Raw genomic sequence first — 25,557 nt, forward strand, 5'->3', positions numbered from 1 at the left:
CATGACCAACAACGCCCCCGACTTCGACTACGACGAGCGACCAGCCCTACCCGACCTACCGATGTTTGCCGCCGATCCGATCATCCTCGACGATGGCGACAACGAGATAACTCGTTACAGGAGCGGGCAATACGGCTCCTCATCTGCAGGTCTGCTCGCCGCAGCCGGCAAGGACGGTCGCCACTCCCACCCGGAACCCGAGCGACTCGAGACGGTCCCGTTCACATCGCCATCACCATTTCCAGCTGAGCGGTCGGACGTCGCGAGGACCAACCACCAATTGGTCAAGCAACTGACCAAAGAAGCATCCGAAATCCTCTCTCTCCGTAAGACCCAACGAGCAGATCAGGCCCTCAACCCTGAGCTGGGCGTCACTGCCATGACCCCGGACGAGGAGCGTGAGTCGGGCAGGCAGATCGTCATAGATCTCGTCAGCAAAGAAGTGCAGTCCGCGATCGACACCGGTCACGAACAGCTGAGCGTCCAAGAGGAACAGACGCTGGTCAAAGCGGTCTTCGACACGCTGTTCGGACTCGGCCCACTTCAGCCGCTCGTCGACGACCCGAACGTCGAGAACATCCTCATCAACGGCGACAGCGTCATTGTGATGTACCCCGACGGGAGTCTGCAGGCACGACCGCCGATCGCGGACAGCGACGAAGAGCTCTACGACTGGCTCACCAACCTCGCGCAGCGCGCACCCGGTGGTGGACGACCGTTCTCGCAGGTCAACCCCAACCTCCGCCTCAATCTGCCCGGCGACATCCGCTTGTCCGCGATGGGCTACTCGGTCCGCCATCCCAGTATCGCCATCCGCATGCACCGCCACAAGGATGTGACCATCGACAAGATGGTCGAAATGGGTGTTATGCCCCAACTGTTGTCCGAGATCCTCAGCGCCGCAGTCATCGGTGGTGCCTCCATCGTGATCTCCGGGCCCATGGGATCAGGTAAAACAACCAACCTTCGTGCGCTCGCCAACTGCCTTCCCCTGCAAACACGGATCGGCACAGCAGAGACAGAGTACGAACTGTTCCTCGACAAACTCGACGGTCGCAGACCGTATGTTGTTGCAGCCGAGGCAATCACCGGCGGCGGCGAACGAAACGAGCTGACCGGAGCGCTACGCGGCGCGACGACGCTGTCCGACATCCTTTACCAGTTCGTGCGAATGCAGCTCGACCGTGTCATCGTCGGAGAGGTAGCCGGCGGCGAGATCATCGACATGTTCAAAGCAATGCAGATGGCCAAAGGCTCCCTGAGTACCACGCACGCCGAGCATGCCGCCGGCGCGATCGACCGCCTCGTCACCTGCGCCCTCGAAGCAGGAGTGCCGGTCGAGTACGCCTACCGCCAAGTGGCACACCACATCAATCTGATCATTCAGCTGCAGACGGACTACGAATTTACCGACACCGGCGAGAGGCGTCAGGTCCGATTCGTCAGCGAGGTCATCCATATCGAGGCCGGCGAAAACGCCATGCCCGCAGTAACCAAAATTTACGAAGGAAAGCCGGGCGGGACCGGCGAATACGGAACTTTGCCCCCAGCTTTGCTCCGCAAGCTCTACGCAGGCGGTTTCAGTCCGAACCAAATCCCCATCAACACGATCACAGGTGGTGGGCTCTGATGTACACGTTCACGGCCGTCGGTATCGTCCTTGTCTTTGCCGCCGGGATGTGGTTTTTTGCCAACGGAATTCGCGATCGCCGCGACCCGACTGCGCCGACACGCCACCGCACCTCACGTGCGCGGATTGCCCGGCGGACAAAATTACTCCTCGCCATCGGAACTGCCGTCGGCCTTGCTGCATGGCTCCTCAGTGGATGGTTCGTACTCTTCCCCATCATTCCGATCGCAGCAGTAGGCGTCCCCTACCTACTCGGATCGTCAGCCGCCGCCGACGACATCGAACGCCTCAATGCCCTCGAAGAATGGGTGCGCAACCTGACTGGAGTGCTCGCAGCAGGATCCGGCCTCGAACAGGCCATCATCGCAACGCACAGGGGAATGCCTCAAGCATTGCGTCCGGAAATTACGAGCCTCATCACGCGCCTGCGTGGCAATGTGTCGATCGACGAAGCGTTGCTTCGGTTCGCAGACGATCTCGACGATTCCACCGGCGACTACGTGGTCGGTGCACTGCGGCAGGCAGCTCGCCTGCGCGGCTCCGGACTCACCGCAGCCTTGAAGCGACTTTCAGAATCGGTGGCAGAGAACGTGCGCAACCGCAGAACGGCCGAAGCGGAACGGCAAGGGCCCCGCACGACCGCTCGCGGGGTCACCGTCATCACCGTCGTTGTCATCGTTGGGTTGTTCCTGTTCACCAACTACATGGACCCGTACAAACAGCCCCTCCTCCAGCCCGTTCTGTTCCTCGAATTCATCGGTTTCGGCCTGGTGCTCGGGTGGATGAAGCGATACACCTTGCCAGTGAAATACCCCAGGTTCATCGGCACCAAGGACCGCGACGCAGCAAACACCGCACGTGAGAGGAGCGCAGTATGAACAACTTCGAGCTCTGGGCGATCGCCCTTGCCGCTCTCGCCGCTCTCGGCTTGATCCTCCTCGTTCTCCGCATACTGCCGGCCGACCCAGCACTCGGCGATGCCATGGAACGACTGTCCGGTGCAGCCCCGGACCCGTACACCGTCGACACCCGCGGCGGTGACGACCTCACCGGTTCGGATGCCCTGTCCTACAAGGTCGGTGCCCGCTTCTACCCGCGGCTGCGATCGCAGGCGTGGTTCAGGATCCCGACCGCGGACCTGGCGATCCTCCGAGAAACTCCACAAAAGTTCATCGGAGACAAAATCCTTTCCGCTGCAATAGGTCTGATCATCGCGCCGATTTCGATCGCACTCCTGGCGCTGTTCGGCATGGCAGTGCCCCTGACTTTTCCCGTAGCCGGTTCCCTCGTCCTGGCGCTGGTGGGATTCTTCGCGCCCGACGCCGACGTCAAGACTCGCGCCGCTAGTGCCCGACTCGAATTCACCCGAGCATTGGCGGCGTTCATCGACTTCGTTTCGTTGAACCGAAGTGGCGGCGTCGCTGCATTCCAAAGTCTCGAACGCGCTGCCGCAGTGGGCGATAGCTGGGTGTTTCTACGTCTGGATGCCGAGCTTCAGAAAGCGTCCCTCGCCGGACAGGCACCATGGGCTGCTCTGTCCAATCTTGCAGCCGAACTGGCGCTGCCGGAGTTGGGAGATCTCGCGGACATCATGACCTATACCGGCGACCAGGGAGCGAGCGTGGCCGACACTCTTGCCGCGCGGGCCGGAGCGCTCCGCAGTGCCCTGCTCTCGAAAGAACAAGGCGAAGCAGGAGCCAAAACGAAGAAGATGGACGCACCTCTCGGCACCTTGGCCGTGCTGTTCATGATCATGCTGATCGTGCCGGCCGGAGTGAACATCATGGGCGGCGTCTAGACCGAACAACCCGAATGCGTTGTCATTCAACGATCAACTACCAAGTTTGAGCTGTGCAAACACCGATCCGTGCACTTCACCTGCTCGAAGTGTCCGGTCTTGGCGATAGTCTGACCGGCATCCAGAACCGTCATAACCAGGGCTTTTACATATCGAAGGGAAACGTCACATGGCAGCATCGCGCACAATCGCAAACCGGATCGCAGCAACCACCGCAACACTGTTCGCATTGGCACTGTTCTCCTATACCCGGATGACCGAGCGCGCCGGCGGACGCAAAAGCGACAAGGGCTACAGCATGGAGACCGTCGTCATCACCGCCGGCCTCGTCATCCTCGCCATCGCTATCGTCGCCGGAATCACCGTGGTTGCACAGCGCTACCTCAACCGAATCCAGTAACCCCACCACTCGCCCAACGAGACAGGGGAGGACCAGCGTTGCTCACCGACACACATGTACCACTACGCGAATGGCTCACCCGCATACGTCGAGACGACCGCGGCGCAGCCCTCGAAACAGTCGTGGTATTCGGCGTCGTCCTACTGCTCTTCCTCATCGCAATCCAGGCAGCTCTCTACGCTCACGCACGGACCGTAGCGATTTCGACCGGTGAAGAAGCTCTACGACAAGCGCGATCGCAATTCGGCAGCGCTGCGGCCGGAACAGCGGCGGGCTACGCCTTCGCATCCACCGCCGGCCCGACGACCCTTCGAGCACCCGTCATTGTCGTCAACCGAGGCTTGCGAGAAGCAACTGTCCAGATCACCGGACAACCCATCCGCCTCATCCCCTTCTTCTCCCTCGACATCAATGTCAGCGAGACGCTTCCCGTTGAACGAGTCACTGCCCCAGGAACCAGATGAACACCGCGAACAAACTGCGCCAGCTGGCAGCCGCAGCCAGAGCCGACGACCGAGGATCGGCCCTGCAGACTGTCATCGTCGCCCCCGCCACACTGTTCCTGATCGCACTGATCGTCACCTTCGGCGTTCTCGCGCAAGCGCACCAGAAAGTAGTCCACGCCGCGAACGAGGCCGCGCGTACCGCCTCCATCGCGCGAACGGCGTTCTCCGCAGCCCCCGATGCGCAAGCAGCCGCGCGAAACGACCTGGCAGCACGAGGGCTCACCTGTTCCGCTCTCAACGTCAACACCGACCTCGGCGGATTCAGAACTCGCCCCGGCGTCACGGCTTCCGTCTCGGCCACCGTCACGTGCGTCATCTCCCTCGACGCACTCGGATTCCCGCAAGTCATGGGCTCACGGACCATCACAGCAACCGCGACTTCACCCGTCGACACCTACCGGGAGCGCGCCTGATGACCGAAGCACTACGCCGGGCGGTGGCCGCCTGCACACGGCGAGACGCGCACAACGACGCCGGAACCATCGCCATGTGGAGCGTCATCACAGCCATGGCGTTGCTGATCATGATGGGTCTCGTCGTCGACGGCGGCGGCAAAGTTTACGCCAAGCAGCGCGCCGAGCAAGTCGCTGAAGAAGCAGCCCGCGGGGCAGGACAAGCCATCATCGAACCACTCGCAGTCCGCGGTACCAACGTCGTCGTCAACCCGCTGACAGCCCAAGCCAAAGCCACCAAATACCTTGCCGCAGCAGGAATCCCCGGCGTCGTCGTGCAGACCGGACCGACGACACTGCTGATCACCACCACAACGACCTACCAACCCCGTGTCCTCGGTTTGATCGGCGTCGGGCCACAGCAGATCATCGGAACAGCCACCGTCAACCTGAACCGCACCAACCTCGGAATCCCCGGCACACCATGACCAATCGACCGCAGAGCAGACGAGTCGCAGAACTCCACGAGAAGACGGAGGACGTGATTCGACAGCTCGCGGCGCAACGCTGCACGACCCCGGCCACCCTGCAGCCATCGGAAAGGACACCCGCATGACCACCATCCGACGGCGCTTGACTGGTTTGCTCTACCTGATCGTCCTACTCGTCCTCGTCGTCGGAATTCCGCTCGCACTGTGGACATTCCGCGGCAACCCAATACCGACGACGCTGCCCGATCTCGACCAGATCAAAACAGCTCTGACCACCCAAGACGACGGATCACTCTTCCTCGGATTCGTGACCTGGATCGGCTGGCTCGCCTGGGCCACCTTCACCTTCAGCACCGTCATCGAACTCGTCGCAGCACTACGCGGCATCAAAGCACCTCAACTCCGAGGCCTCGGCTTCCAGCAGCGAAGCGCCTCCGTTCTCATAGGCGGAGCGCTCATGCTGGTAACAGCGGGCACCGCCACAGCCCAACCCCTCACCGCCACAGCACTACCGCTCTTCGACGCCCCTGCCCACTCGGCACCGATCCAAGTAACGCAACAAAGCCAACCGCATCCAGCAGAAGCCCCCGCCCGCCCCATCAACGGGGAAACCATCACGGTGCAGCAGGGCGACAGCCTATGGAAACTCGCAGAACGCCACCTTGGCGATGGCTTTCGATACACCGAGATCAAGCAACTCAACGCCGACGTCCTGACCGTCGACGGATGGCTGCAACCAGGATGGAAACTTCAGCTCCCCGCCGCCGCACCCACAACCGTCGACGGGGCCTACACAGTTCGAGAAGGCGACAGTCTCTGGAGCATCGCCGAGCAACATCTGGGTGACGGACACCGCTACAAAGAAATCATCAACGCCGACGGAACTGCACCGTCGACAATCATCCACGTCGGCCAGCAGCTCACCGTCAACGATCAAACCGCCGAGACCGTCACGCCCGAACCGGGTCCGGTTGCTTCCCCCGACCCGGCCCCGGTTGCTGCCGCTCCTGTACCTGCTGCTGTGCCCGAACCGACCGTCGCTCCTGAACCGGCCCCGGTCGCTGCCGCTCCCGAACCGGCTCCGGCTGCCGCTCCTGAACCGGCCCCCGCAGCAGCGCCTGAACTGTCCTCCGCTGCACCTCTCCTGGGTGGCACCGACGTTCCGGAACAAGCGGAGATGGTTCCGGGCGGTGACGAACAGGCTCAGGCAGAAGCGCAGGCCGCTGCCGCCGCCGCTGCGAAGATTTTCGGCATCGAACTCAACAGCGCTTCGTCACAGCTACCTGCTCCGACAGCGGCGGCTCCTGAGCCAGCGCCTGCTCCAGCAGCCCCTGAGCAGGCAGAGGCCCCCGCCCCGTCGGCGGTTCCTGAGCCAGCGCCTGCTCCGGTGGCCGCCCCTGAGCCAGCAGAGGCTCCCGCCCCGGTGGCAGCTTCCGAACCTGCTGCTGAGTCCGCGGGCGCAGATGTTGTGGCACCCGGGCCGGCACCCGCTCAAATGCCTGCTCCAGCGCAGACGTCGTCACCCAGTCCTGCTGCAGCTCCCGCCCCGACTCAGCCAGCCACCCAGATCCCACTGAATACATCGACGACAGACCCGGTATATATCGCCGCCACTGCGCAGCCAAGCGATGTCTCCGAGGATCAGAACAGCACATTGTGGCTCGGTATCTCAGCCCTAGCGGCCATCGGACTGGCTGGGGCCTTCGGGCTGCGCCGGCACCGTCAACAGCACGATCGCCGCAGAGGCGAGACCCTCCCTCAAACCTGGGGCGCTGCAGCAGTTGTGGAAGAACAGATTCATTCTGCAGCGGACAACAACGTCCTCACGCGGCTCGACGAAGCACTGAGGACTATCGCCGAACACGCTCGGACACAGGGCAACGCACTGCCGGCATTACTCGGCGCATTCATCGGTCCCGATGCGGTGGAGCTAGTAATCCTTGATGACTCCGTACTGCCGGACCAGTGGCTCAGATCAGAGACCGGCACCTGGACCCTCCCCGCCGACGTCCGGATCGCCCCAGCACCCACCACAATCAGCCCGTACCCCACGCTCGTGACACTCGGTTCCACAGACGACCGAACCCAAGTTCTTCTCAACCTGGAAGAACTCGGCTACCTCGGCGTCTCAGCTTCACCAGAGCACGCCCGCGGCACTCTCCAGGCCCTGGCCCTCGAACTCGTCGAATCCCCGCTCGCCGACAATCTGCACCTGACGCTGATCGGTTTCGGACAGGAGCTCCCCGAACTGTTCGGCAACGGTCGAATCGAGCACACCGACCAACCAGGCGAAGTGCTGGCCAGACTCGCCCGACAAGCCGAACGTGACCAAGACACCCTCGTCGAACAACACATCGACAGCATTGCAGCGGCCCGTTCGATCTACGACACAAGCGAAATGACCGCCCCCGAAGTAGTTCTCATCGCGAGTCAGTTGACGGCCGACCAACAGCAATCACTCGATCAGATCCTGGCCGCCACACCGCGCGTGGCGTTCGCTGCCGCCAGCACCGCCAGCACCGCCAGCGAGAACACCCAGGCCGCGTGGACACTCGACATCGTCGACCGCAACACCGCAAGCCTTGTCAAACGAGACACCGACGGCGGCTTCGCATTCCAGCCAGCATTTCTCGAGCCGGACCAATATGAAGGCATTACCGCCTACCTCGCGACCGCCACACAGCCAGCTATCCCCACAGAGTCGTCCATGCACGACCCCTGGGCTGCAGCCGAAATCGACGCACACCTCACCGACGCCGAAAGCGCTGAGACCTTCCTCGACTCCGTCACCACGATCGACCCCACCGACCAGCTGCTGCTGAACGGAACTACCGCATCGGAGACCGCCCCCGACGTCACAAACGTTCCGACCTACAGCCCGGACGCCGCGCAGTGGACATCCCCAGAAGCGATCAGGTACGACGACCAGGCCCCACCCATCGCTCCTGTCGCTGGTGACGTACCGGCCCCGGGACATCTCTGGCTCCATCTTCTCGGGAAACCAGCAGTCACCACCCCGACCGGGGAGCCACCCAAGGACGGCCGTGAAGTACTCCTAACCGAGATCGCCGCTCTTCTCTCCATCCACCCGGGAATCAAACACGACTCCATCGACAAAAAGATCTGGCCTGCAGACAATTTCGACAAACTCCCTCTGGAGGATCAGCCGAAAAAGAAGGCGACACGACGCCAGAACTACCTCTCGAGACTGCGAAATTGGTTGGGAGAGACAGAGAACGGTGAGCAGGCATTTCCGAAGCACGGCGACCGCACCGGCCGCACCGGCTACCGACTGCACCCCGATGTCCGATCGGACTGGGACTACTGGCAACAACTGATCGACACCACTCCGGCCGCCGCCACCGATGCGGAATTGCGGACGGCTGCAGAACTGGTAAACGATCAACCATTCGCCGGGACACGGTCAGACCGTTACGGGTGGGCACGAAACCTACAGCAGCACATGATCTCGACCCTCGCGGATGCCCTCGAAGAGCTCGCCACCAGACAAATAAAGACCGGAGATCTTTCCGCCGCGCTCACCACCGCAAACCGCGGCGTCACCGTCGAACCGTTCCGAGAAGGTCTCTGGAGACTGGCGATCATCGCTACCCACGGGAGCGACGAGATCAGCAAGACCCAGGAGCTGATCGACCAACTGCTCGCGAACCTCGCCGACATCGATGTCGACCCAGAACCCGAAACCGACGAACTCTTGCGCGCCCTCGCGCAATTCCACAATGGCGGCAACGCCCTCTACCGGATCGGAGCAATAGCCAGTTGATAGCAGTCGCGTCAATCGAGGTGTCTGAAGTGTCCGGTAAGCACGTTACGGTCCAAACAGCCGCACCATTATCGTTATCGCAGTACAACGCACAGAACAACGTAGGGGGTCCACGATGATCAGCACACGACGTCGCACAGGCGCGGCAATCCTCGCAGTAGCAGCCGCTGCAAGCATCAGCGTCGCATGCGGGAGCGGTGACATTGAGGCGACCCCCGTAACGACCACCACGCAGCCGGTCCTCACGGGACCAGAGGGCGTCGAAAAGTCCCCGGAACAACAGGCGACCGAGCAGGCAACAGCAAAGGTGAATGAGTTCTTCGCCGTTCTCGCGAAGGTCGAGAGCGATCCTGCTGTAGACATCAACATGCTGGACTCTGTTGCGAGTGGAAAGATCCTCGATCAGTTGAAGGCAAACGTGAACCTGCGCCGATCTCAAGGAATTGTCTCCACGGGTGCTGCGACTGTCGCAGATGCATTCGTGACGGAACTGCAGGCACCAAAGGATGCTGACGGGAACCCAATTAAGGAAGAAGCGTCGGCAACATTGCGAGTCTGCATCGACAGCTCGAACTATGACCAGATCCGTCCGGACGGCACGAGTGTGCTCCCTCCTGACCGAGTCCGGCGGGAGCTGGGCAAGCCGACTCTGGAGAACGTGGCGTGGCCAGATTCATCAGGCTGGCGCATTGTTTCCGATGCAGTGACTTCTTCGGGTACCCCATGCGACGCACCATGATCGACGGTTTGGCAAGTAGGCAACTGGAATCCATAAGGGCGGTGGGTCATGCGTAAGCCGCTTGGGGTTATCGCATCAGTGCTTCTAGTTGGAGTGTTCAACGCGAACCCAGTATTTGCGCAGCCGGGGATCGGCACCGGAACTGGCGGTGCCTTCGGCGGAGGCTTGGGTGGTTCGACAGTTGTGGTCGAAGGTACGTACACGAGTGTGCCGTCAGGGGGTGGAACGACTGGATCCGCGCCAGCTGCTGTGGGCGGGGGAGGTGGTGGGAGCGCCGCGCCGTCCGGACCGCCGCTCGAGTTCGTTCCGTCGACTGACGCCGCCAATATGACGCTTGTTCGAAATGCTGATAGTGGTGCCCCGATGGCAGTGAACGTCGTTAATGATGACGGCACAACATGGTCCTGCGAAGCGGCCGGTCCGTGTGTTCAAATTCCGGACGTTGGGGTGCCGGCTACGCCTCCGGTGGTCGACGTTATGACCGTTGTCGGCCAAGCGGTTACGGCAATGCAGTTGGATCCGCCCGGAATAGGCATCACCCCGAACCCCGCAAACACAGGTGCTGTCGGCCTGGTTGGTCTACCCGGCTGGTTCTGGGTCGCTGACCCACGGGAATCGACAGTCGGCCCCGTGACCAGAACTGCAGCAGGACCGGGTGTCATAGTTTCTGCTACAGGGGTCAATACGTCCGTGGTCGTCAATTGGGGGGACGGATCCGTGCCGTCGGTGTGCCCAGGTGCGTTACTGCCCTTCACGCCGTATACCGATGTTGCACAAGGGCTTCCAAGTCCGACGTGCGGCAATATCGTTTATCACAAGACGTCCACTACCGAGCCCGGTGGGACATTCAAGGTCTCCGCGACATCGAATTGGCTCGTCACGTGGACAGCGACGACACCCAACGGGACGGTCGGTGGAGTCATACCCACGCCGCTGACTTCGCGTACTGAAGTTCGGATTGGTGAACTGCAGGTCCTGGTCACAAATTAGAGCCGTGCGCCCCCGCTCCTCGGGTGCGAAATTGAGTCACTCCAGGCTTACCGGTTTGTAGGCTGGTGGAATGCCTGAACGGTTGACTGTCAACGTCACGATGCCACCGGAATTGGCTGGGGGGCAAGTGCAGGCCTACCTGGAAGAGTTGGGGTTCGAGGTCGCCCACACGTCCGCGCCCGATGTGTGGGCGTTAACCGAGCCGGCTGCCAGCATGGACTGTGTCGATTTTATGACCGTTCGCACCCTGTCGGGTTCGGAAGCGGACGTCGATGACGAGCTCGTCGACCTCCCGCAAGACCCTTACGTCTCCAGGCTGGACCATGGGCGAGTCGTTGAGGAGCGCCTTCGCGCGATCAGACAGATGAGCGCGGGTGCGGTGGGATCGTTCCTGTACGGACTCCAGCTACCTGTCATCACCGCCAGCGATCGAGCCTTGTCCGCGGCAGTACAGGACGCGAGTAGGGAGTTGGCCGGAACTTCGGACGACGATGACGAGCATCCGTTCGACCGGCATGCTGTCCACGTTGTTCGCTATGGCAACGCCACGCACCGTCGGATCAGGTTTCCTGGTTTCGTGTTACGTCTGAATCAGGACCCCGAACTTCTCGACGACATACGACGCGGGCCGATCGACGTCGATGAGACCATTTTCGCGTCGGGATCGTCGATCCTGAGCAGTGTCTTGATTCCCGCGAGCCATCTCGGTCCGTTGTTGGCCGCACGGTCTCCATGGGTATGGGCGTTTCAAGCGAACAGGGTGTCGGGTGCGGTGATTTTCACTCTCGGCACAGATATTGTCGGGAGGTCTCCTGTTCCGTACGAAGCGCATCAGGTACTTCCCCGATCACCAGTGGGTCGCCTTCCCCAGCGGCAGGAGCCGCCGGCACCGGAGGCGTGGGGTGCGGCCGTCGCTTGGTGGGTTGCTCAGATGAACTCTGTTCTCGGGCATCTCCTGAACCCATGCCTGTTCGCAGATGCTGACGGTGACTACCTCCCCTATGCGCAGCAGAACCGGTTGATGGAATTTGCGGATCTTCTGCAACGAGTTACCTCGACGCTGCTATCGCTGCACGACGACTACGCAGCCGGAGTTCTGATGTGGTCAGCAATGGACCTGATCGAGGCGACCTGGCTTTCATGGGATCTCACGGCACTGTGCAAGCCCTCGGTTGCGGCGAAAGCGCTGCAGCAAGTTCGAGAACGTATGCCTGCTGATGTTCAGTCCGTCCTGCTTCCGTACGCGGCTTTTGGTGTGGAAGCGTTGACCGAAGTGGGGGACGGGTTCTTCATCAAGAATTACCGTAGGTCGGAGAAGGTAATTCTGAAGCTGCCCGGTGGAGCGGACAAATCCCTGTCACTCGATGACGCAGTGAGTCAGTTCATGCGTTTGCGCAGGAACACTACACACGGGTTCGACAAACCTGATCCCGTCCGTGACCGACTTTTCGCGCAACACAACGGCCGGCTGCCGGCGACACTGATGTACCTGCCGCTGCTGTACTTGATGTACATCATGTCCGATCCTGATGACCTGAGACGTCGTCTGCTCCGTCGATCCGCTCGAAGACGCAGGACGCAGTGAGAGGTGTTCACACACGTTGCCGGTGGTGTGCTGAGACAATATTGCGGTGAGTGTCATGGTGCGCCGGCTGATGGGTGCGGTGTGGCCGACGAGGTTCGGCGCAGCCGAAATTGATGTCGAAAAGGGGGCGCTAGCAGTGGAATCGAACGACCGGGGTGGGCGCGAAAATGCTTCACCGGACTCCGCTGCTGGCGAAGAGATGGCGTCCGAGCTCAACCCGGTGAGTGTCGAGCTGAATCCGGCGGCAATCGAGATGGTGCACGCGAGCATCGAACGGACGCTGGATTCTCAGGAACGCCGAGTGACGAGCATCGATCAGCGCGGGGGTGTGCTGCTGGGATTCGCGGGCATTCTGGTGGGGATCGTGTTGCGCAATCCCGCGGGGATCGGTGTGTGGGAGGTTGCGGGTGCTGCCCTGGCCGGTGCGGCGGCAATCATGGCGGCATTCGTGATTGCACCCAATACCGCGTCGGGGCTCAATCCGGAAGTGGTGTTGGAGGAGTATTCGACAGTCGATGAGACGACGGGCCGGTTCGAGATCGCGTCGACACTGGTGTCGATTTATCAGGTGACAGAGATGCGGCTTCGGAGCAAGCTGATGCGGTTGCGGATCACGACGGGTCTGTTGGCTGGATCTGTGCTGGTGTTGCTCGTGACGGCTATCATTCGGATGTAGGAGGACATCATGGCTACGGTGAACGAGCAGCAGAAACCTGATCGACCGGTGGGCTCGGCGAGCCCGGCGACGGCGTCGCGGCGTCGCAAGGTGGCCTTGCGTCCCAATCCTCGGCTGGTGGGCAACTACGAGGGCAGTTCCCGCACGATCGACGAAGTGCGACGCCAGATAGAGAAGCAGCAGGGGGCGTCGGCGTGACGGCCTCGAAAGATCAGAATCCGCCGGCGGGGTCGTCGGCTCCACGTGCCAGCGCGCGCCCTGTGGTGGTGGTCCCGACATCGGCTGCGGGTGATCGCACCATTGTTCGGGCAGCACCCAACGAGAGAGCTATCCGCAGCATCACTGCGGGGGCTGCACCTCAAAATGTGCGGTCCGCTGTCCGCCGCGAGCACTAATTTCGCGCGCACGCCTTTGCGCTGTGTCGTAGATGATCCAAAATTGGGCTAGCAGACGGTGCCAAACGTGTTCGTCCAGGTCGCCGATCTGCAGCGTCGACTGTGTCTGCTCCCGATCACGCTTGGCCGTTACCTGGGCAGCTGTGGTGATCGATGCAGCAGCGGGGGAGGGCTTACGATGCGGCCACCGACCCGCGTCGAGTGCTCGATGTAGTAGTCGAGCATCGGGTGAAACTCGGCAGGGTAATCCCTTAGCCAAAAGCTTGCACGGTGTTCGACGAATTTCGACGCAAACCCCGCGACACTCAGACAGCGGTGGTGTGGGCAACCGGACCGCATGTATGGATCTCATAGCGATACTCCATTGCCGCGTGTCCGAACGGCGAGGACCAAACGTGGCACAACCAGCCATTGCTTACGACTTTGCGACGGACTCCTGTCACGGGCGGCGAAGTAGCCCTGCAGGTGTGGAAGCGTACGCGGGGTCGTTGAACACGGCGCTGTCTTCGCCGACATGCTCCGCAACGCCAGCGGGGGGTGGCCCGAGGATTTCAGTTTTGATGCAGCCTTTGGTCGAGTCGAGCCAGGTACGGGAATCGGCCCCAAGTCGAAATGGATGGGCCATGTCGTTGGAAATGATGTTGCGCATGATGTTGTACACCGCCGAATTGGGTTGCCGGGCCAGGAGCTGATTCATCAGCGATTGCCGGGTGGGCACCAGGTATTGCGGTTTCTTTCCTGTTGGGGACATGCACTCGAGCATCACGTTGGTCGATGCAATCAACTTCACGAGCTGGATAGCCGTTGCTCGCTTTTCCTGGGCGATGGCCACATTGACGGAAAGTGCGTCGGTATAAAGCGGTATCCCCACTTTTTCGATAGGTTCGGAGCTCAGCGGCATGACTGAATAGGTCGAGGCGTCGACGTTGTCGATGAAGTGGAAGATTTCGGTCAAGCCTACGAAGGCTCGACCGATCCGCTGGTTCCATTTCGTGATTCGGTCGTAGCCCGAGTCGGGATATGTCGCCTGGGCGTACCCGGCGATGTTTCGCAGCACCTGCATGTCGGCGAGGCCTTGCTGATCGAGTCCTGGACAGGGGGGAAGGGCGGGAGTGAGCGGAAACTGGCCCGACTCCTCCATGACGGCCTGCTCGTACATGCACGCGACGGTCGTTCCCCCAGTAAAATCCAACAGCATGCCTTGACCCTGCGCGGGCCAGACTGCTTTCGGATCCCCGTCGCCGAGGATTTTGTGTAATTCTTCGACAGTCATCCCCGGCGCACCCAGTGCTGCGTCAGTGAGACGGCGAATCAAAATTTGCATGCACCCTAAATACGGTATTCCTTGATACTCCGAGGATTCCGTTTTCAGCGATGCGAGAGACCACGGGTAAAAGTCTGCGGTGCCGTCGATATCGAACTCGACACAGAACTGACGCATGTGATCAGCGAAGATGCAGTCGTAGGCAAAAACGTCCACAGTGGACGGCGGATCGCCTTTGTAACAGTCGTAGGTGTAGACGAAATTGAGAGCGACATCCGGTTGGACGCTGTGCCACGCGGCTCTGATGGTGGACTCGAACCATTTCGGTTCGGGCGTGTACGGGTACAAGGCGACGTTCAACGTGGATGCGTCGCTGGCTGGAGGTGGCTGGTTGGTGGGGCCGGAATCCTTGTTCAAACTGCGTCCGAACTCGGTACTGGTCACTGCACACTTCCCGTCATCACACTGTCTGCAGGGGAACGGCGATTGCCTCATACAGTCGCATGATTTTCCGAAAGTGGCAAGGATCACATTTACTTACCCTCGATCCACGGACTGAGGTGACCCACTGTGGTCGATGACCGAATTGTGGGGTCGGGACTGGTTGGGCGTGTTTCGTCCGCTGGTCTACCCAGCATTTCCACGATTGTCGTTGCTCGGGCCGAGTCGGCGGGTCGGGTGAGGATCAGGCGGGTGTGGGTGGGCTGATGCCAATGATGTTGCGCCATAATTGAAGCCACGCATCGAGCCACGGCCAGTGTCGCGGCAGGTGCAGTGTGGGTGTGCGTTGTGGCCGCACGAAACGCGCGGCAATGTTGACGATTTGCGCCGTAGCGTTATTCCGCGAGCTTTCGCGTGACGCCCGCCGGAGACGGTTCCGGCGGCGCGCAGCAGGTTGTGGGCGATCGCTGCGCACTGCACCCAGGCAGAGCTCGCGCCAAACGATCCTGACGGCATGTGCGCGAGCGGTCCGTCGATCAGATCCGAGAACACAGTCTCGATGACCGCGTGTGCACGGTGGACGACATCTGCGGTCGTCGTCGGCAGGGTGCTGTTGGTAAAAAACGGGTGATACCGCCACACCGGAAACAATGCATCGCGGTAGCGGGCGTCTTTGACCCGCCGCACGATCAACCGTGCAGAAACAGGATACGCGGTGGAAGAGAAAGCGGTGAACGATGTTTCGGCGACCTCGGCGTCGGAGATCCAGCCGTCGGTGTCGGGGTCGCGGACCGCTCCCGGGTAGCGCACGGGCGTCCACGCGGTGTCAGGGATGGAGGCGATCGCTCGTTGGACGATTCGGTTCTTGATCAGTACGAACGAGAACTTGATGCAGGCGCGTACGACGCGGCTGTTGCCGTAGGCGGAGTCGCCGCGGACCATGATTTTCCCGCTGGCGAGACTGGATGTCGCAGCTCAGCCCTAGTCATCCGGGCGAGCACGGGTGGCCCATTCTAAGTCGACTCTCAGCCCGGTCGCCTGCCCTCCGTACGATCAAGGGGGTGCTGACCGATCCACTGCCGAATTCCGGCTCACTTGAGCGCTATGAGGCTTTGCCCACGATTCTCCAGCTGAGGAGCTACCTCTCGGAGATCCAGGCGGAGCCGACCGAGTGGATCTCGGTTCTACGGAATCGAGGGAGCGGAATCAAGTACAGCTCGCTTCAACCTCTTCTGGTGGCGACATCGGACCAGCGCAAATTCCTCGCCACTACCGATTGGTCCATCAACGACCTCGGCGAGCCCAGTTACAGCTCTGATCGCCTCCCGGCCTTCCGCGACGGCTTGACCTCCAACCCTGATGGCTACGACCTTCATCTGTTCGTCAACGTGTCCTGGGTGCCATCGGCAACCACAGAACCCGTTATCGAATTCACGCCGTCGTTCGTATGGTGGTTGGGCCTGATCACGCGATCGAACGAGACAATGTATCGAACTAATCACGCGGGCCGCGATGAGGAGGTCGTCGAGATCGTCAGACCGAATCCTGGTGAATACGAGGTTCGAGTCAATGCACGGCACCTCCGAAAGTATCTCGCGGCCCGGAGCATGAGCCTGGTGATCCAGCACGCCCATTCTCGGGCTGACGACAGCGTGCATGAAGCTCGGATCGACCTTGAGATTCGCACCAAAGACGCAGCGTTCGCCTACACGGCGTGGGACGCGTATCGGGGGCCTGGTTTCGTAGCGCAGTTGGTTGGGAAACAGGCAGTTTTGCCGTTCGCGTCCGCTGGCGAGCACCCCGACGATCTGCAAAGGCCTGAGCGGTTTCAATCGTTCATCGTTGACATCGACCCCTCGACCGGCGACGAGGTTCGTTTGAGTTGCGAGCGCGATGAAGCGAACTACCTCACCCCAGTCTTCTTCGACACGGATGTTCTGACCCGATACCGCGACAACCCAGACCGCTACACGGTGCTGCGGACCGATGTCTCGTGCCACGGTCGGTGGGCCATCGATGTCGACATCAACGGTGCCAACCTCGTCCAGGTGTGGCTGGGACACCTCATCCGGCTACCCGAGACCGAGCGAGAGCACTGGCTCACACACAACGTCCCGCCGAACGGTGGAATAACCATCACACGTAGCGTGCGGGACCTAGCGGGCCAGTGGGTAGAGGACGAACGCCCTGACCCTGCTCGGCTGAGACGAGCTAAGGCAGAACTCATCGAGGCGTTCACTGGCTACTTCGGTGAGTCGTTGTACAAGCAACTCGGCCCGGCTGACCTCCGTGCGTTCGATGCCTTGGCATTGTGTACCAATCCAACCGAAGGCCAACGCGACAACGGTGTCATGGTTCTGTCGAAAGGGATCGTGGATGCACTCGATGTCAAGACTCTTCGAGAGTCCTCGGGCGCGGACACGAATAGTCCTTCGCTTGCCTGCCTACAGCTACTCGTCGAGAACTTGGGTGCCGACCCGAATGGTCTCGTCGGACCCCTACGCCAGCTTCAGGGAATCCGATCGGCAGGCTCGGCCCACATGAAGGGCACGAAATTTACGACTGCGCTGTCGGCCGCAGGACTGAATTCTCTTCAGCCGGACAAACAATTCGAGACAATCGTAGATCGGGTTACGATGGCTCTGCAGGGCTTGTCCGAGCTGTTCCGAAGGACGCCCCCGCAAGTGTGATGGTGCCGGTCATTTTGTTCCAGTCTCGCTCTGATCATGGGTTCGCATTGATCTCACCCCACGCGTCTAACGCGTGTTGGTAGGTCGCCACAGCACCCGATTCAGTCGGAGCATCGCAGAGCGCGATCGCAGCCCTGGCAAGCGACGCGAGCGCAAGATCTCCCAGATCCAAGATCGCGTCGTCGCCATGACTGAGCAGAGTAAGCATCGTGGTAGCCATCATCTTCGGATGTTCCAGGACTTCAGCGGGCTGAGGCTGGCCCAACTCGATCAAGGCCAGCGCTTCGAGAAACATCGGTACAGCGAACGCCACCCTCGGATTGATTGCGCTCATAGCGTGAAGGTTAGCAATCGGCCGAATACCGGATGTTCTGGAGAATCTCTGAGACGGTGGAGGTATGACATCGAAACGTACCTCCGCCGGCGACAAACGCGCCCGCAAGGTCCAGCAACGTCGAAAGCGACTTGCACAGCAAGGGGTCTCACGTGAGCAGCACGCTGCGCTGGTGCTCGAGCGCAGCGGTGATCCCTCGTTCGTGCAACGGCGCACCAACGCCGACGGTGGGCGCACTCTGTCGTGGAGCAAGGACATGGTGGGTGGTGCGGAGCTCAACGACTCTCTCGAAGAGCAGCGACAGGCGTTTCGGGACAAGTTCGGCCGAGATCTCGGGCCGAACGATCCATTGTTCTTCGACCCAGCTGCTGACACGCCGCAGGAGATCAGTGAGGAGAACTTGTTGGCGGACGTGGACTCCCTGATCGACAAGGCCCGCGAAGCAGGGGAGAACCCCGCCTACTTCCAAGCATGGCGCGACACCGGGTTCTTGCTCACCGAACACAACATGCATCTGTTCTCCGCGTCGGATATCGACGAATGGAACGCGGCGCTCGAACGGCATTGGGACGAAGCGGCATTCGGGCCGTTCGACGATGCATCTTAGGACCTACGGCATGTTCGGGCGGCTGCAGCGAGTCCGAGAGCGGTGGTGAAATTCCCACGCCGCTGACCGCGCGCACTGAAGTCGGATGGGCGAACTTCGGGTTTTGGTCACCAGTTAGTGCTGTGTCGCGTCGAACGGCAATTGCACCCTCGCACTATTTGCGCTCTAATTATGTACATGACTACTTTGCCGGTCGCGGATGCGCGTGCGCGTCTGTCCAAGATTGTGGACGATGCAGAACAAACCCACGCCCGGTATGAGATCACCCGTAATGGGCACCGGGCTGCTGTGTTGCTCGCTGCCGACGATTTCGATGCGCTGCAGGAGACCATTGCAGTGCTATCGGATCAGGAACTGCTGACATCTCATCTTCGGGGCGTGGCGGAGCTGCCTGAGGGTGACAGTCTCGATGCGAAGGAGTTGGCCGAGGTCATGCGGGTCGCTGGCCGGTCTACCCGCGCGTGAGTGAGCCTGAAGCGCCGTATCGGCTTGTGATTGCTCGATCAGCGTCTCGCGCTATCAGTCACACTCTTCCCGAGAAGGTCGCCGCTGCGGTGTACGAGTTCATCACCGGAGCATTGCTGGAGAATCCGCAGCGGGTCGGGAAGCCCCTGGCCCCGCCGCTTTCGCCCGCCTACAGCGCCCGCAGAGGCACCTACCGGGTTCTCTATCTGATCGACGCCGGGCAGCGCATCGTGCAGGTCACCGCGATCTCACACCGGTCAGATGCCTACCGCTGAGAAGATTGCGTAGCTACCGGATTATGTTGCGGAGATCAAGCCTCGTAGGCGTAAGGCTTCCACCAATGGTGGGTGGGTCGCGGTCTCCATCCAACCAGATTTTCGGTCCGCCTTGCTGCCGAGTGAGTCGGATACTGCGCTTCGCAGAATTCGGAGGGCATCTTCGATCGCCTCGCGATCGGCGTGATCGCGATCGAACCAACTCATGTCCGCGCCGATGACTCGTTCGTACTGCACCAGGGCACCATCCTTGTTCACTCCCGCTGTCTCCATCAGATCTAGTGAACCGATCGAGAAGACCAGAGCCCGAGTGATCGTTGTCGGCATTCCGCGCCGGTTTGCTTGGTAGACGGTCGGATCGACAATCCGGCCCATTGCCGGAATCCACAACACTAGGTGTCCTGTCCACCATGTGTCCGACTCCCATTTCGGTGTGCGGCTTCCCAGCTCCACCCACTGCTCGTCCGACCACGCCACCTGCCCGTACACGACCAACGGCTCAGCCTCGATCCCGTAGTCACGCAATGCCGGAATCAGGCAACGCACCGCAGCAATGCAGGTGCCGGAAAAACCGCCCTCGGTGTAGGCCTGCCAAATCTGGCAATGCCGGTCGATGATCTGCACTTCTGCCGGTGCAGTCACGCCAGGATTCGCAGGGGGACGGATCCCCGCTACCGGTGGTGTGACGTACCCGGCCCGCTGCGCCCATTCTGGCAATGCAGCGGCTCCCGGACCGCTACGCGATCGCCCTGACCCCTTGCCTGCACCCTTGCGTTTCTTGCTCACCGGTGACATTTAGACGCTCCCAACCCACCTCGACTCTCTGCCCCGTCGCAGGAGTTTCGCGTCCCGACCGTACCGGCCAGGTACGACACTTCCCGCACGCTAACGATCACATCCCTGTATTCAGGTTGACATGGTTGACATGACGCGAACAGCCGGGGATGATCAGGGTATGTCCACTGTCGAGAAGGATTTCGAGGTCATGGCGCACCGGCTGGTCGAGGCCAGTGGCGCGCCGGACGAGCGTGATCTGGCGTATGCAATAGCGGGCCTCGGCGGCATCGTCAACGGCCTCAAGGCGCGTCGCGCGTGGAGTGAGCACGTAGGGGAAATCTTGACCCCCAGTCAGGCCCTCGACGTTGCGGGTTGGACGCGTGCTGCCTTGAGCAAGGCTGTGAAAGAGAACCGCGTTCTTCGGTTGACCGGCAGCAACGGCAAATACGGCTACGCCGCCGCAGGCTTCACCGATGCCCAACCGGCGAAGCCGATTCTCGGCATCCAAGAGGTGCTGCGTGTGTGGGCGGGGCAGGACCCGCGTGGATGGTTGGCGGTCGCGTGGCTGACTACCGAACAGCCAGAGCTCGACGGCCGTACACCTCGGCAAGCACTTCTCGACGGGGACGTTCCTACGGCTGCTCGCGCTGCCCGGGCTGCGGTCAGTCGGCTTGCGGCGTGAGCGCTGAACGCGCCGTCGTTCATCTGTTCGAGCCCAAGCCCGTCGGTGAATTGGCGGAGCGATTTCCGTCGTGCGTCTACCCGGCTGGGGCCGAGCTGTTTCGATCGCATCAGGCCAGTCTGGGACCGTGGTGGTACTCATCGAATGGCGGCGGCAGGTTCGACCTCGAAGCCCCTGATGGGACTTGCTACCTGGCCGAAGACGAAGTGGTCACTCTCCTGGAGATTTTCGGTGGCCAACAGGTCGTGCCGAGATACGAGGTCGATGCGCGTGCAGCGTCGACGATCACGTTGGATGCTGATATCAGGCTCGCTGATCTGACTGCGAACACCGGTGTCGCGCTCGGAGTCACGGCAGAAATCTTTACTACCGCCGACTATCCGCTGACGCAGCGGTGGGCGGCCGCGTTACGGGAGGCCGGGTTCGAGGGTCTGCGGTACTGGGCCCGCCACGACCTCGAACATGCCCGGCGGTGCATTGCACTGTTCGGGCAAGCGGGGGTGGCAGGCGAGGAGCATCGTCATACCGTCCAGGCCACGGTCACCCTGTCTGAGCGAGCGGACCTGCTGGAGCGGTGGCGTGAAGAAACTGGTGTCGCGATCTTGGACGTACCAGATCTGTTGTAGCGATCGTGGTCAACCGCCCGCAAGGTATTGCTAACGAAACTTACAGTAAGTACTGTAAGTCTCATGAAGATCAGCGCACGTCCTCTGCTCGACAATTCCGTCGACGCCGAACTGTTCGTCGGCCGGCGAGACGAACTCGCCGCGATATGGGACGGATTGAACGCTGAGCTCAACGTTCTGGTGACGGGGGACCGCGGCACAGGCCGAACGTCGCTGCTTAGACAGCTGCAGCTCGACAGCCGAGAGCCGTTCACCGGTGCCCGCCGCGAAGGCGACTTCCCGATGAGCTTCGTTCGGGTCGAGGGGATCTCGGACGGCCGTGACGTGCTCGCCCGCGTCGTAGAACAGGTCACCGGCGAACCGGCAGTCGACAGTGACGGGCCCGACGTCTTGCTGCGGCGATTGAGTGACTTTCGCCTGCAGTTCATCGACGCCACGCTTCGGAGGTGGGCAGCAGAAAGCGACGACGGCACTGCTCCGCTTGGGACGCGGCTGTATCCGGTGATCATCGTCGACGACGTCACCGCATCGGCCGGGCACGCACTGTTCGGGCGGTACCGCGATGAGGTGTGGGCGACGGGATACCTGTGGGCGGTGTCGGTGCGTGAAAGTGACCGTCAAGGTCTCCTGACTCCGCCTGCAGATGCATTCTTCGAGAAGATCGTCGACGTACCCCCGCTCTCGAGAACGGAAAGCATCAAGTTGATCACTCGCCGCGCGGGAATCGACATGGAACCGCAAGCCAGCACCCTCGCTGATGCGGTAGGGCGAAACCCCCGAGATCTGGTAAGTGCTCTGCGGGGATTCCTGCAGGACCCCGGGTCGTACGAGGACAACTACCTGGCCCTCGCCGATAGAGACAATGCGCTCTGGGCTTTGGGTCGCCCAGCGTCGATGCTGGCGGCCGAAATGAAGGTGCGGGGCCCGGTCAGCGCATCGGATGAAGACTTGCTGGCCGCGTTGGGGTGGACGCGTCCTCGTGCTGTACAAGTCTTCAAGCAACTTTACGAGAAGGGGCTGGTCCGGAGCAGCGAAGTCTCGTCAGGTCCCGGGCGGCCGCGGCGGGTGTACGAGTTGACTCCGCCGGCGGAATGGCTGCGGACCGAACACGCTGATCCGGAGGACCAGAAATGAGTGACGCCCTACTGCGTCAATTGCGGGACTCGAAGGCCTTCGACCCGTCGCCGGATCCGGATCGTATGTGGCAGGTCCATGTGCCGTTCGACGTCCTCACTGGCCCCGTGAGTGGTGACTACGAGCAGCGCTTCATGGACGCTGTTCGGCGGCGTGAGCGTGTGGCTCTGATCGGTGCCAGTGGCTCGGGTAAGTCCTCGATCACCGAGTACGTGATGGACGCTCTTCACTCCGAAAACGTTGCAGCACTGAGGATCAGGATGGGATTTCAGACCGACTCCCTCGTCTCCGATCCGGCTGAATTCCCGCGTCTGTTGGTCAACACCATCGCCAAACAGCTCGACGAGAACCGGGCAGTCCAGAAGATTGCTCGGGAAATGCGTGGAGGTTCCCCACATCGACCGGTCAAATTCTCGGTTGGTCTCCCATGGTTGGCCGGCAATCTCGCGATCGAGCTCGGCAGCGTGGTGAACGAACCATCGCAAGGTGAGGATGTCGTGGATCAGGCCATCAGGGTCCTGGAACTGATTTCGCGCAGTGGCTTGATTCCGACGCTCGTGCTCGATGACACGGACCAGTGGATACGTCGTCCAGGTATCGGCGTCGATCCGGAGCCGCGGATCGCAATGTTCTTCGGCTTGACTCTGAGGATGATCGCCGAGCGACTTCCGGCAGCATGTGTCGTCGCCGTCCATAACGACTACATCGACAGCCCCCACTACAAACAGGCTCGCGAATACCTGAACACGCGAATCACCCTGCCCGCCTTAGCTAATTCAGCCGCGCTGGGGTCGATCATCGGTAGGCGGGCCCGCCAGGCCGCGGGAAATCCGAATCTCGGCGCGGTCGACGTCATCGACGCTGACGCCCTCCAGCATCTCTTCGACCACTACGGGGCCGGTCGCAGTGTCCGCCGGGAGCTGGTCGTATTGCAGGATGCGTTGGTACGAGCGTGTTCTGCAGTAAGTGAGACCATCGCCGCAGCTCACGTCGTCGCTGCGATCGCTGCAGGCTAGGACACGACTACCGGCGTAGGTAGTTCGCAAAATGCATCGCCTGAACTGCAATTCGGGTTTACCAACCCCTTTGCAGCTTCAGTAGTAGGTGTGAAACTGCTTGGCCCTGTCCACCGCATCGAGGACCTCAGCGTCGAGGCCTTGAGCTTCTCGTTCGATCGCGTTTACCCGTCGCTTCATGCCTGCTCTGGCGAGCCACGGCGACCACATCAGTCGACTGAGCTGCGCTGCTGACAAGCGCACACATCGCCCCAGCGCAGTGTTGATTCCCCCGGCTTCTTCCTGACCGTCTTTCTGCTTTACGTCGTCGTCGCTCGTCAGGCGCGCCACAGTGGCCAGTTGGATGTACAAACGCAGTGGCCGTCGCGGAACCCGTGCAATGATCGCGGCCGTCTCAAGCTCGCGGACACTGTCCTTGAAGTGCTGAAACGACGGATCAGTGGACGACGACCCTGCCCATCGGGTGCGTTCGGTGCTCGCCAAGTGCCGGAGAACCTCGCTACGCAGTTGACGGCGTTGCTGACTGCCGATCAGGTACTGGCCCGCAAAGGATCCGATACCGAGAGCTCCGATAATCGAGGCCACACCACTGATATCCATTTCGTAACAGTATTCGGATCCAGAACTTGGGGTCGGTTGACGCAACGTGAGTGGTGAAAAAGGAGAGATTTTTCCGTACCTATTGCGCCTCACGCGGCAGCAGATGTTCCGACTCCCGAATATTTGCCGGTGCTCGAAGTGTCCACCTCCGCAGGCATAATCGTGGACTGTTGGAGCCGATCGACTTTGGAATGGCGAAATTCCTCGCCTAGGGACGGTAGTGCTTCGGTCGCCGACAGATGGTCGGATCCGCGCGTGCGAATCGGAGTAGAAGGCAGTCCTATGTGGCGATGGACCGGAGAGAGTGTGACATGACGGTTGCCGATCAGAAGGTTTCGGAGCGGGAGAATGCCGAGCATCGCGCGCGTCCTCCGCAGAAACGTGCGCAACGGACCCGTGACGCGTTGATTACCGGTGCGGCTCGAACCATCGCATGTGGGGGAAGCGGCGTCACGGTCAACGACCTGATACAGGCTGCAGGGGTGACCAAAGGGGGCATGTACTTCCACTTCCCATCGAAGGACGCTGTTGTTCATGCAGTGGTCGACCAGGCTGCTCGACAATGCGAGTTCCTCCGGGCGCATCGCCCGTCTACAGGAGACACTGTGGCCGATGTTCAGGACTTGCTCGGCGGCTACTTCACTCATGCGAAACGGTATTGGTCTCTGAGGGCAGCAGCGGTGTTGTGGACCGACCTCCACTACGAGGACGTCGCACGGGCCGCGACCTACCACCCTCTCAGGGCCGCGGTCCTGGCCCTTCTGACCAGCAACGGCAGGCTGCCGACGATATCGGTGGACACTGCCGATGCTGTCATGGCCATCGTGTGCGGCGTGACGACCACCGCCGGGCCGGGGGGCTTCGGTGACGGCGGCGATCTCGACACCGTCCTGCGGTTGACGGGGCCCGTGATCGCGGCTGCCGGTGCAGTGGCGGTATGAACAGCGGTGGCGGGGACTCCGGGAAGCCTTGATCTCCGCCGGTTACCCGCGGCCGGTAGTGGGCGACGAGCCGGGCCAGCTCACGTTGTCGTGGGGCACCGGTGTCGGCGTACGAGAGATGTGTGTGAGCCCTTCAGGGGTGGTCGCCCGGACACCGGACGCGGTCTTTGCCTTGGGCCTGTTACGTCAGTCGGCAGCAGACTGGGTATCGCCGCTGCACCCGCTGATCGCAGAGCCGATCGTGCGCACATCCGAATCGCCCTTTCGGGTAGTCGAGCCGGTGACCAACATCGTTCGGAGCGCGTCGGTGATCCGGCGT

The 25,557-nt window shown here is 61.4% G+C and carries 25 protein-coding genes and 1 pseudogene; 21 read left to right on the forward strand and 5 right to left on the reverse strand.

All coding sequences use genetic code 11. The features are described 5' to 3' along the window. Position 1 precedes the first annotated feature (1 nt). From CH278_RS00085 to CH278_RS00140, 12 genes are all read left to right on the forward strand, one after another. Positions 2–1,630 (forward strand): CpaF family protein, encoded by a 1,629-nt coding sequence (locus tag CH278_RS00085; protein ID WP_015586074.1) that lies wholly within the window; start codon positions 2–4, stop codon positions 1,628–1,630. Beyond that, entirely contained in the window at positions 1,630–2,508 is an 879-nt protein-coding gene (locus CH278_RS00090; protein ID WP_052047795.1) for a type II secretion system F family protein, read from the forward strand. The genes CH278_RS00085 and CH278_RS00090 overlap by 1 nt, the downstream gene beginning before the upstream one ends. Next, positions 2,505–3,428: a type II secretion system F family protein gene (locus CH278_RS00095; RefSeq protein ID WP_032364991.1), complete on the forward strand. Its 924-nt coding sequence runs from the start codon at positions 2,505–2,507 to the stop codon at positions 3,426–3,428. The genes CH278_RS00090 and CH278_RS00095 overlap by 4 nt, the downstream gene beginning before the upstream one ends. A 169-nt stretch (positions 3,429–3,597) precedes the next feature. Beyond that, positions 3,598–3,828: a hypothetical protein gene (locus CH278_RS00100; RefSeq protein WP_015586077.1), complete on the forward strand. Its 231-nt coding sequence runs from the start codon at positions 3,598–3,600 to the stop codon at positions 3,826–3,828. A 38-nt stretch (positions 3,829–3,866) separates the two neighbouring features. Beyond that, complete coding sequence (locus CH278_RS00105) at positions 3,867–4,292, forward strand: type II secretion system protein (RefSeq protein WP_015586078.1); 426 nt, start codon at positions 3,867–3,869, stop codon at positions 4,290–4,292. Beyond that, positions 4,289–4,747, forward strand: a complete 459-nt coding sequence (locus CH278_RS00110) for a TadE family protein (protein WP_015586079.1) — start codon at positions 4,289–4,291, stop codon at positions 4,745–4,747. The genes CH278_RS00105 and CH278_RS00110 overlap by 4 nt, the downstream gene beginning before the upstream one ends. After that, positions 4,747–5,214 carry a pilus assembly protein TadG-related protein gene (locus tag CH278_RS00115; RefSeq protein WP_015586080.1) on the forward strand — a complete coding sequence of 156 codons (468 nt, stop codon included), beginning with the start codon at positions 4,747–4,749 and terminating at the stop codon, positions 5,212–5,214. Before CH278_RS00110 ends, CH278_RS00115 begins: the two co-directional genes overlap by 1 nt. Positions 5,215–5,338: 124 nt before the next feature. Beyond that, positions 5,339–9,001, forward strand: coding sequence for a LysM peptidoglycan-binding domain-containing protein (locus tag CH278_RS28125; RefSeq protein WP_015586082.1), 3,663 nt, complete (start codon positions 5,339–5,341; stop codon positions 8,999–9,001). 115 nt (positions 9,002–9,116) lie between these two features. Further along, positions 9,117–9,740, forward strand: a complete 624-nt coding sequence (locus CH278_RS00125) for a hypothetical protein (protein WP_015586083.1) — start codon at positions 9,117–9,119, stop codon at positions 9,738–9,740. 1,060 nt (positions 9,741–10,800) lie between these two features. Beyond that, positions 10,801–12,315 (forward strand): hypothetical protein, encoded by a 1,515-nt coding sequence (locus CH278_RS00130; RefSeq protein WP_015586085.1) that lies wholly within the window; start codon positions 10,801–10,803, stop codon positions 12,313–12,315. 46 nt (positions 12,316–12,361) lie between these two features. Next, complete coding sequence (locus CH278_RS00135; protein WP_139278539.1) at positions 12,362–12,991, forward strand: hypothetical protein; 630 nt, start codon at positions 12,362–12,364, stop codon at positions 12,989–12,991. Positions 12,992–13,000: 9 nt separating this feature from the next. Further along, positions 13,001–13,189, forward strand: coding sequence for a hypothetical protein (locus tag CH278_RS00140; RefSeq protein WP_015586087.1), 189 nt, complete (start codon positions 13,001–13,003; stop codon positions 13,187–13,189). A gap of 636 nt (positions 13,190–13,825) precedes the next feature. On the opposite strand, the gene bcmE is transcribed toward CH278_RS00140, so the two are convergent. After that, positions 13,826–15,094, reverse strand: a complete 1,269-nt coding sequence (bcmE, locus tag CH278_RS00145) for a thiamine pyridinylase (protein WP_032364993.1) — start codon at positions 15,092–15,094, stop codon at positions 13,826–13,828. 241 nt (positions 15,095–15,335) lie between these two features. Further along, positions 15,336–16,042 (reverse strand): annotated as a pseudogene (locus CH278_RS00150) (transposase); the annotation flags it as partial. A 110-nt stretch (positions 16,043–16,152) separates the two neighbouring features. Between CH278_RS00150 and CH278_RS00155 the strand changes: the two are divergent. Beyond that, positions 16,153–17,781 carry a hypothetical protein gene (locus CH278_RS00155; RefSeq protein ID WP_052047794.1) on the forward strand — a complete coding sequence of 543 codons (1,629 nt, stop codon included), beginning with the start codon at positions 16,153–16,155 and terminating at the stop codon, positions 17,779–17,781. 34 nt (positions 17,782–17,815) lie between these two features. Here CH278_RS00155 and CH278_RS00160 read toward each other — a convergent pair whose 3' ends face one another. Next, entirely contained in the window at positions 17,816–18,115 is a 300-nt protein-coding gene (locus CH278_RS00160; protein ID WP_015586093.1) for a hypothetical protein, read from the reverse strand. A gap of 64 nt (positions 18,116–18,179) precedes the next feature. Here CH278_RS00160 and CH278_RS00165 point away from each other — a divergent pair, with 64 nt between their 5' ends. The 3 genes from CH278_RS00165 to CH278_RS00175 all read left to right on the forward strand — a co-directional run bounded on the left by CH278_RS00165 (position 18,180) and on the right by CH278_RS00175 (position 19,462). After that, positions 18,180–18,722, forward strand: coding sequence for a hypothetical protein (locus tag CH278_RS00165; RefSeq protein ID WP_015586094.1), 543 nt, complete (start codon positions 18,180–18,182; stop codon positions 18,720–18,722). Between the two features lie 177 nt (positions 18,723–18,899). Beyond that, positions 18,900–19,187, forward strand: coding sequence for a type II toxin-antitoxin system Phd/YefM family antitoxin (locus CH278_RS00170; RefSeq protein WP_230591632.1), 288 nt, complete (start codon positions 18,900–18,902; stop codon positions 19,185–19,187). A gap of 26 nt (positions 19,188–19,213) precedes the next feature. Then, positions 19,214–19,462, forward strand: coding sequence for a type II toxin-antitoxin system RelE family toxin (locus CH278_RS00175; protein WP_371828030.1), 249 nt, complete (start codon positions 19,214–19,216; stop codon positions 19,460–19,462). 21 nt (positions 19,463–19,483) lie between these two features. Here the strand turns inward: CH278_RS00175 and CH278_RS00180 are convergent, their stop codons facing one another. Continuing rightward, complete coding sequence (locus CH278_RS00180; protein WP_032364994.1) at positions 19,484–20,104, reverse strand: hypothetical protein; 621 nt, start codon at positions 20,102–20,104, stop codon at positions 19,484–19,486. Positions 20,105–20,417: 313 nt separating this feature from the next. Here CH278_RS00180 and CH278_RS00185 point away from each other — a divergent pair, with 313 nt between their 5' ends. The 4 genes from CH278_RS00185 (at position 20,418) to CH278_RS00200 (ending at position 23,697) form a co-directional block, all read left to right on the forward strand. After that, a complete protein-coding gene (locus CH278_RS00185; protein ID WP_015586098.1) occupies positions 20,418–20,921 on the forward strand; it encodes a hypothetical protein in 504 nt (167 codons plus the stop codon). Beyond that, the gene (locus CH278_RS00190; RefSeq protein WP_015586099.1) at positions 20,918–21,547 is read left to right on the forward strand and encodes an RES family NAD+ phosphorylase; all 630 of its coding nucleotides are present in this window, start codon (positions 20,918–20,920) and stop codon (positions 21,545–21,547) included. The genes CH278_RS00185 and CH278_RS00190 overlap by 4 nt, the downstream gene beginning before the upstream one ends. A gap of 63 nt (positions 21,548–21,610) precedes the next feature. Continuing rightward, entirely contained in the window at positions 21,611–22,681 is a 1,071-nt protein-coding gene (locus CH278_RS00195; RefSeq protein ID WP_015586100.1) for an ATPase AAA, read from the forward strand. Beyond that, positions 22,678–23,697, forward strand: coding sequence for an ATP-binding protein (locus CH278_RS00200; protein ID WP_032364995.1), 1,020 nt, complete (start codon positions 22,678–22,680; stop codon positions 23,695–23,697). The genes CH278_RS00195 and CH278_RS00200 overlap by 4 nt, the downstream gene beginning before the upstream one ends. Before the next feature lie 78 nt (positions 23,698–23,775). Here the strand turns inward: CH278_RS00200 and CH278_RS00205 are convergent, their stop codons facing one another. Further along, positions 23,776–24,297, reverse strand: coding sequence for a hypothetical protein (locus tag CH278_RS00205; protein WP_015586102.1), 522 nt, complete (start codon positions 24,295–24,297; stop codon positions 23,776–23,778). A gap of 311 nt (positions 24,298–24,608) precedes the next feature. On the opposite strand from CH278_RS00205, the gene CH278_RS00210 reads away from it, so the two are divergent. Then, positions 24,609–25,238, forward strand: a complete 630-nt coding sequence (locus tag CH278_RS00210; protein WP_015586103.1) for a TetR/AcrR family transcriptional regulator — start codon at positions 24,609–24,611, stop codon at positions 25,236–25,238. The last annotated feature ends 319 nt before the right edge of the window (positions 25,239–25,557 follow it).

The organism is Rhodococcus sp. 05-2254-5 (assembly GCF_002258575.1).
Classification (GTDB): domain Bacteria; phylum Actinomycetota; class Actinomycetes; order Mycobacteriales; family Mycobacteriaceae; genus Rhodococcoides; species Rhodococcoides fascians.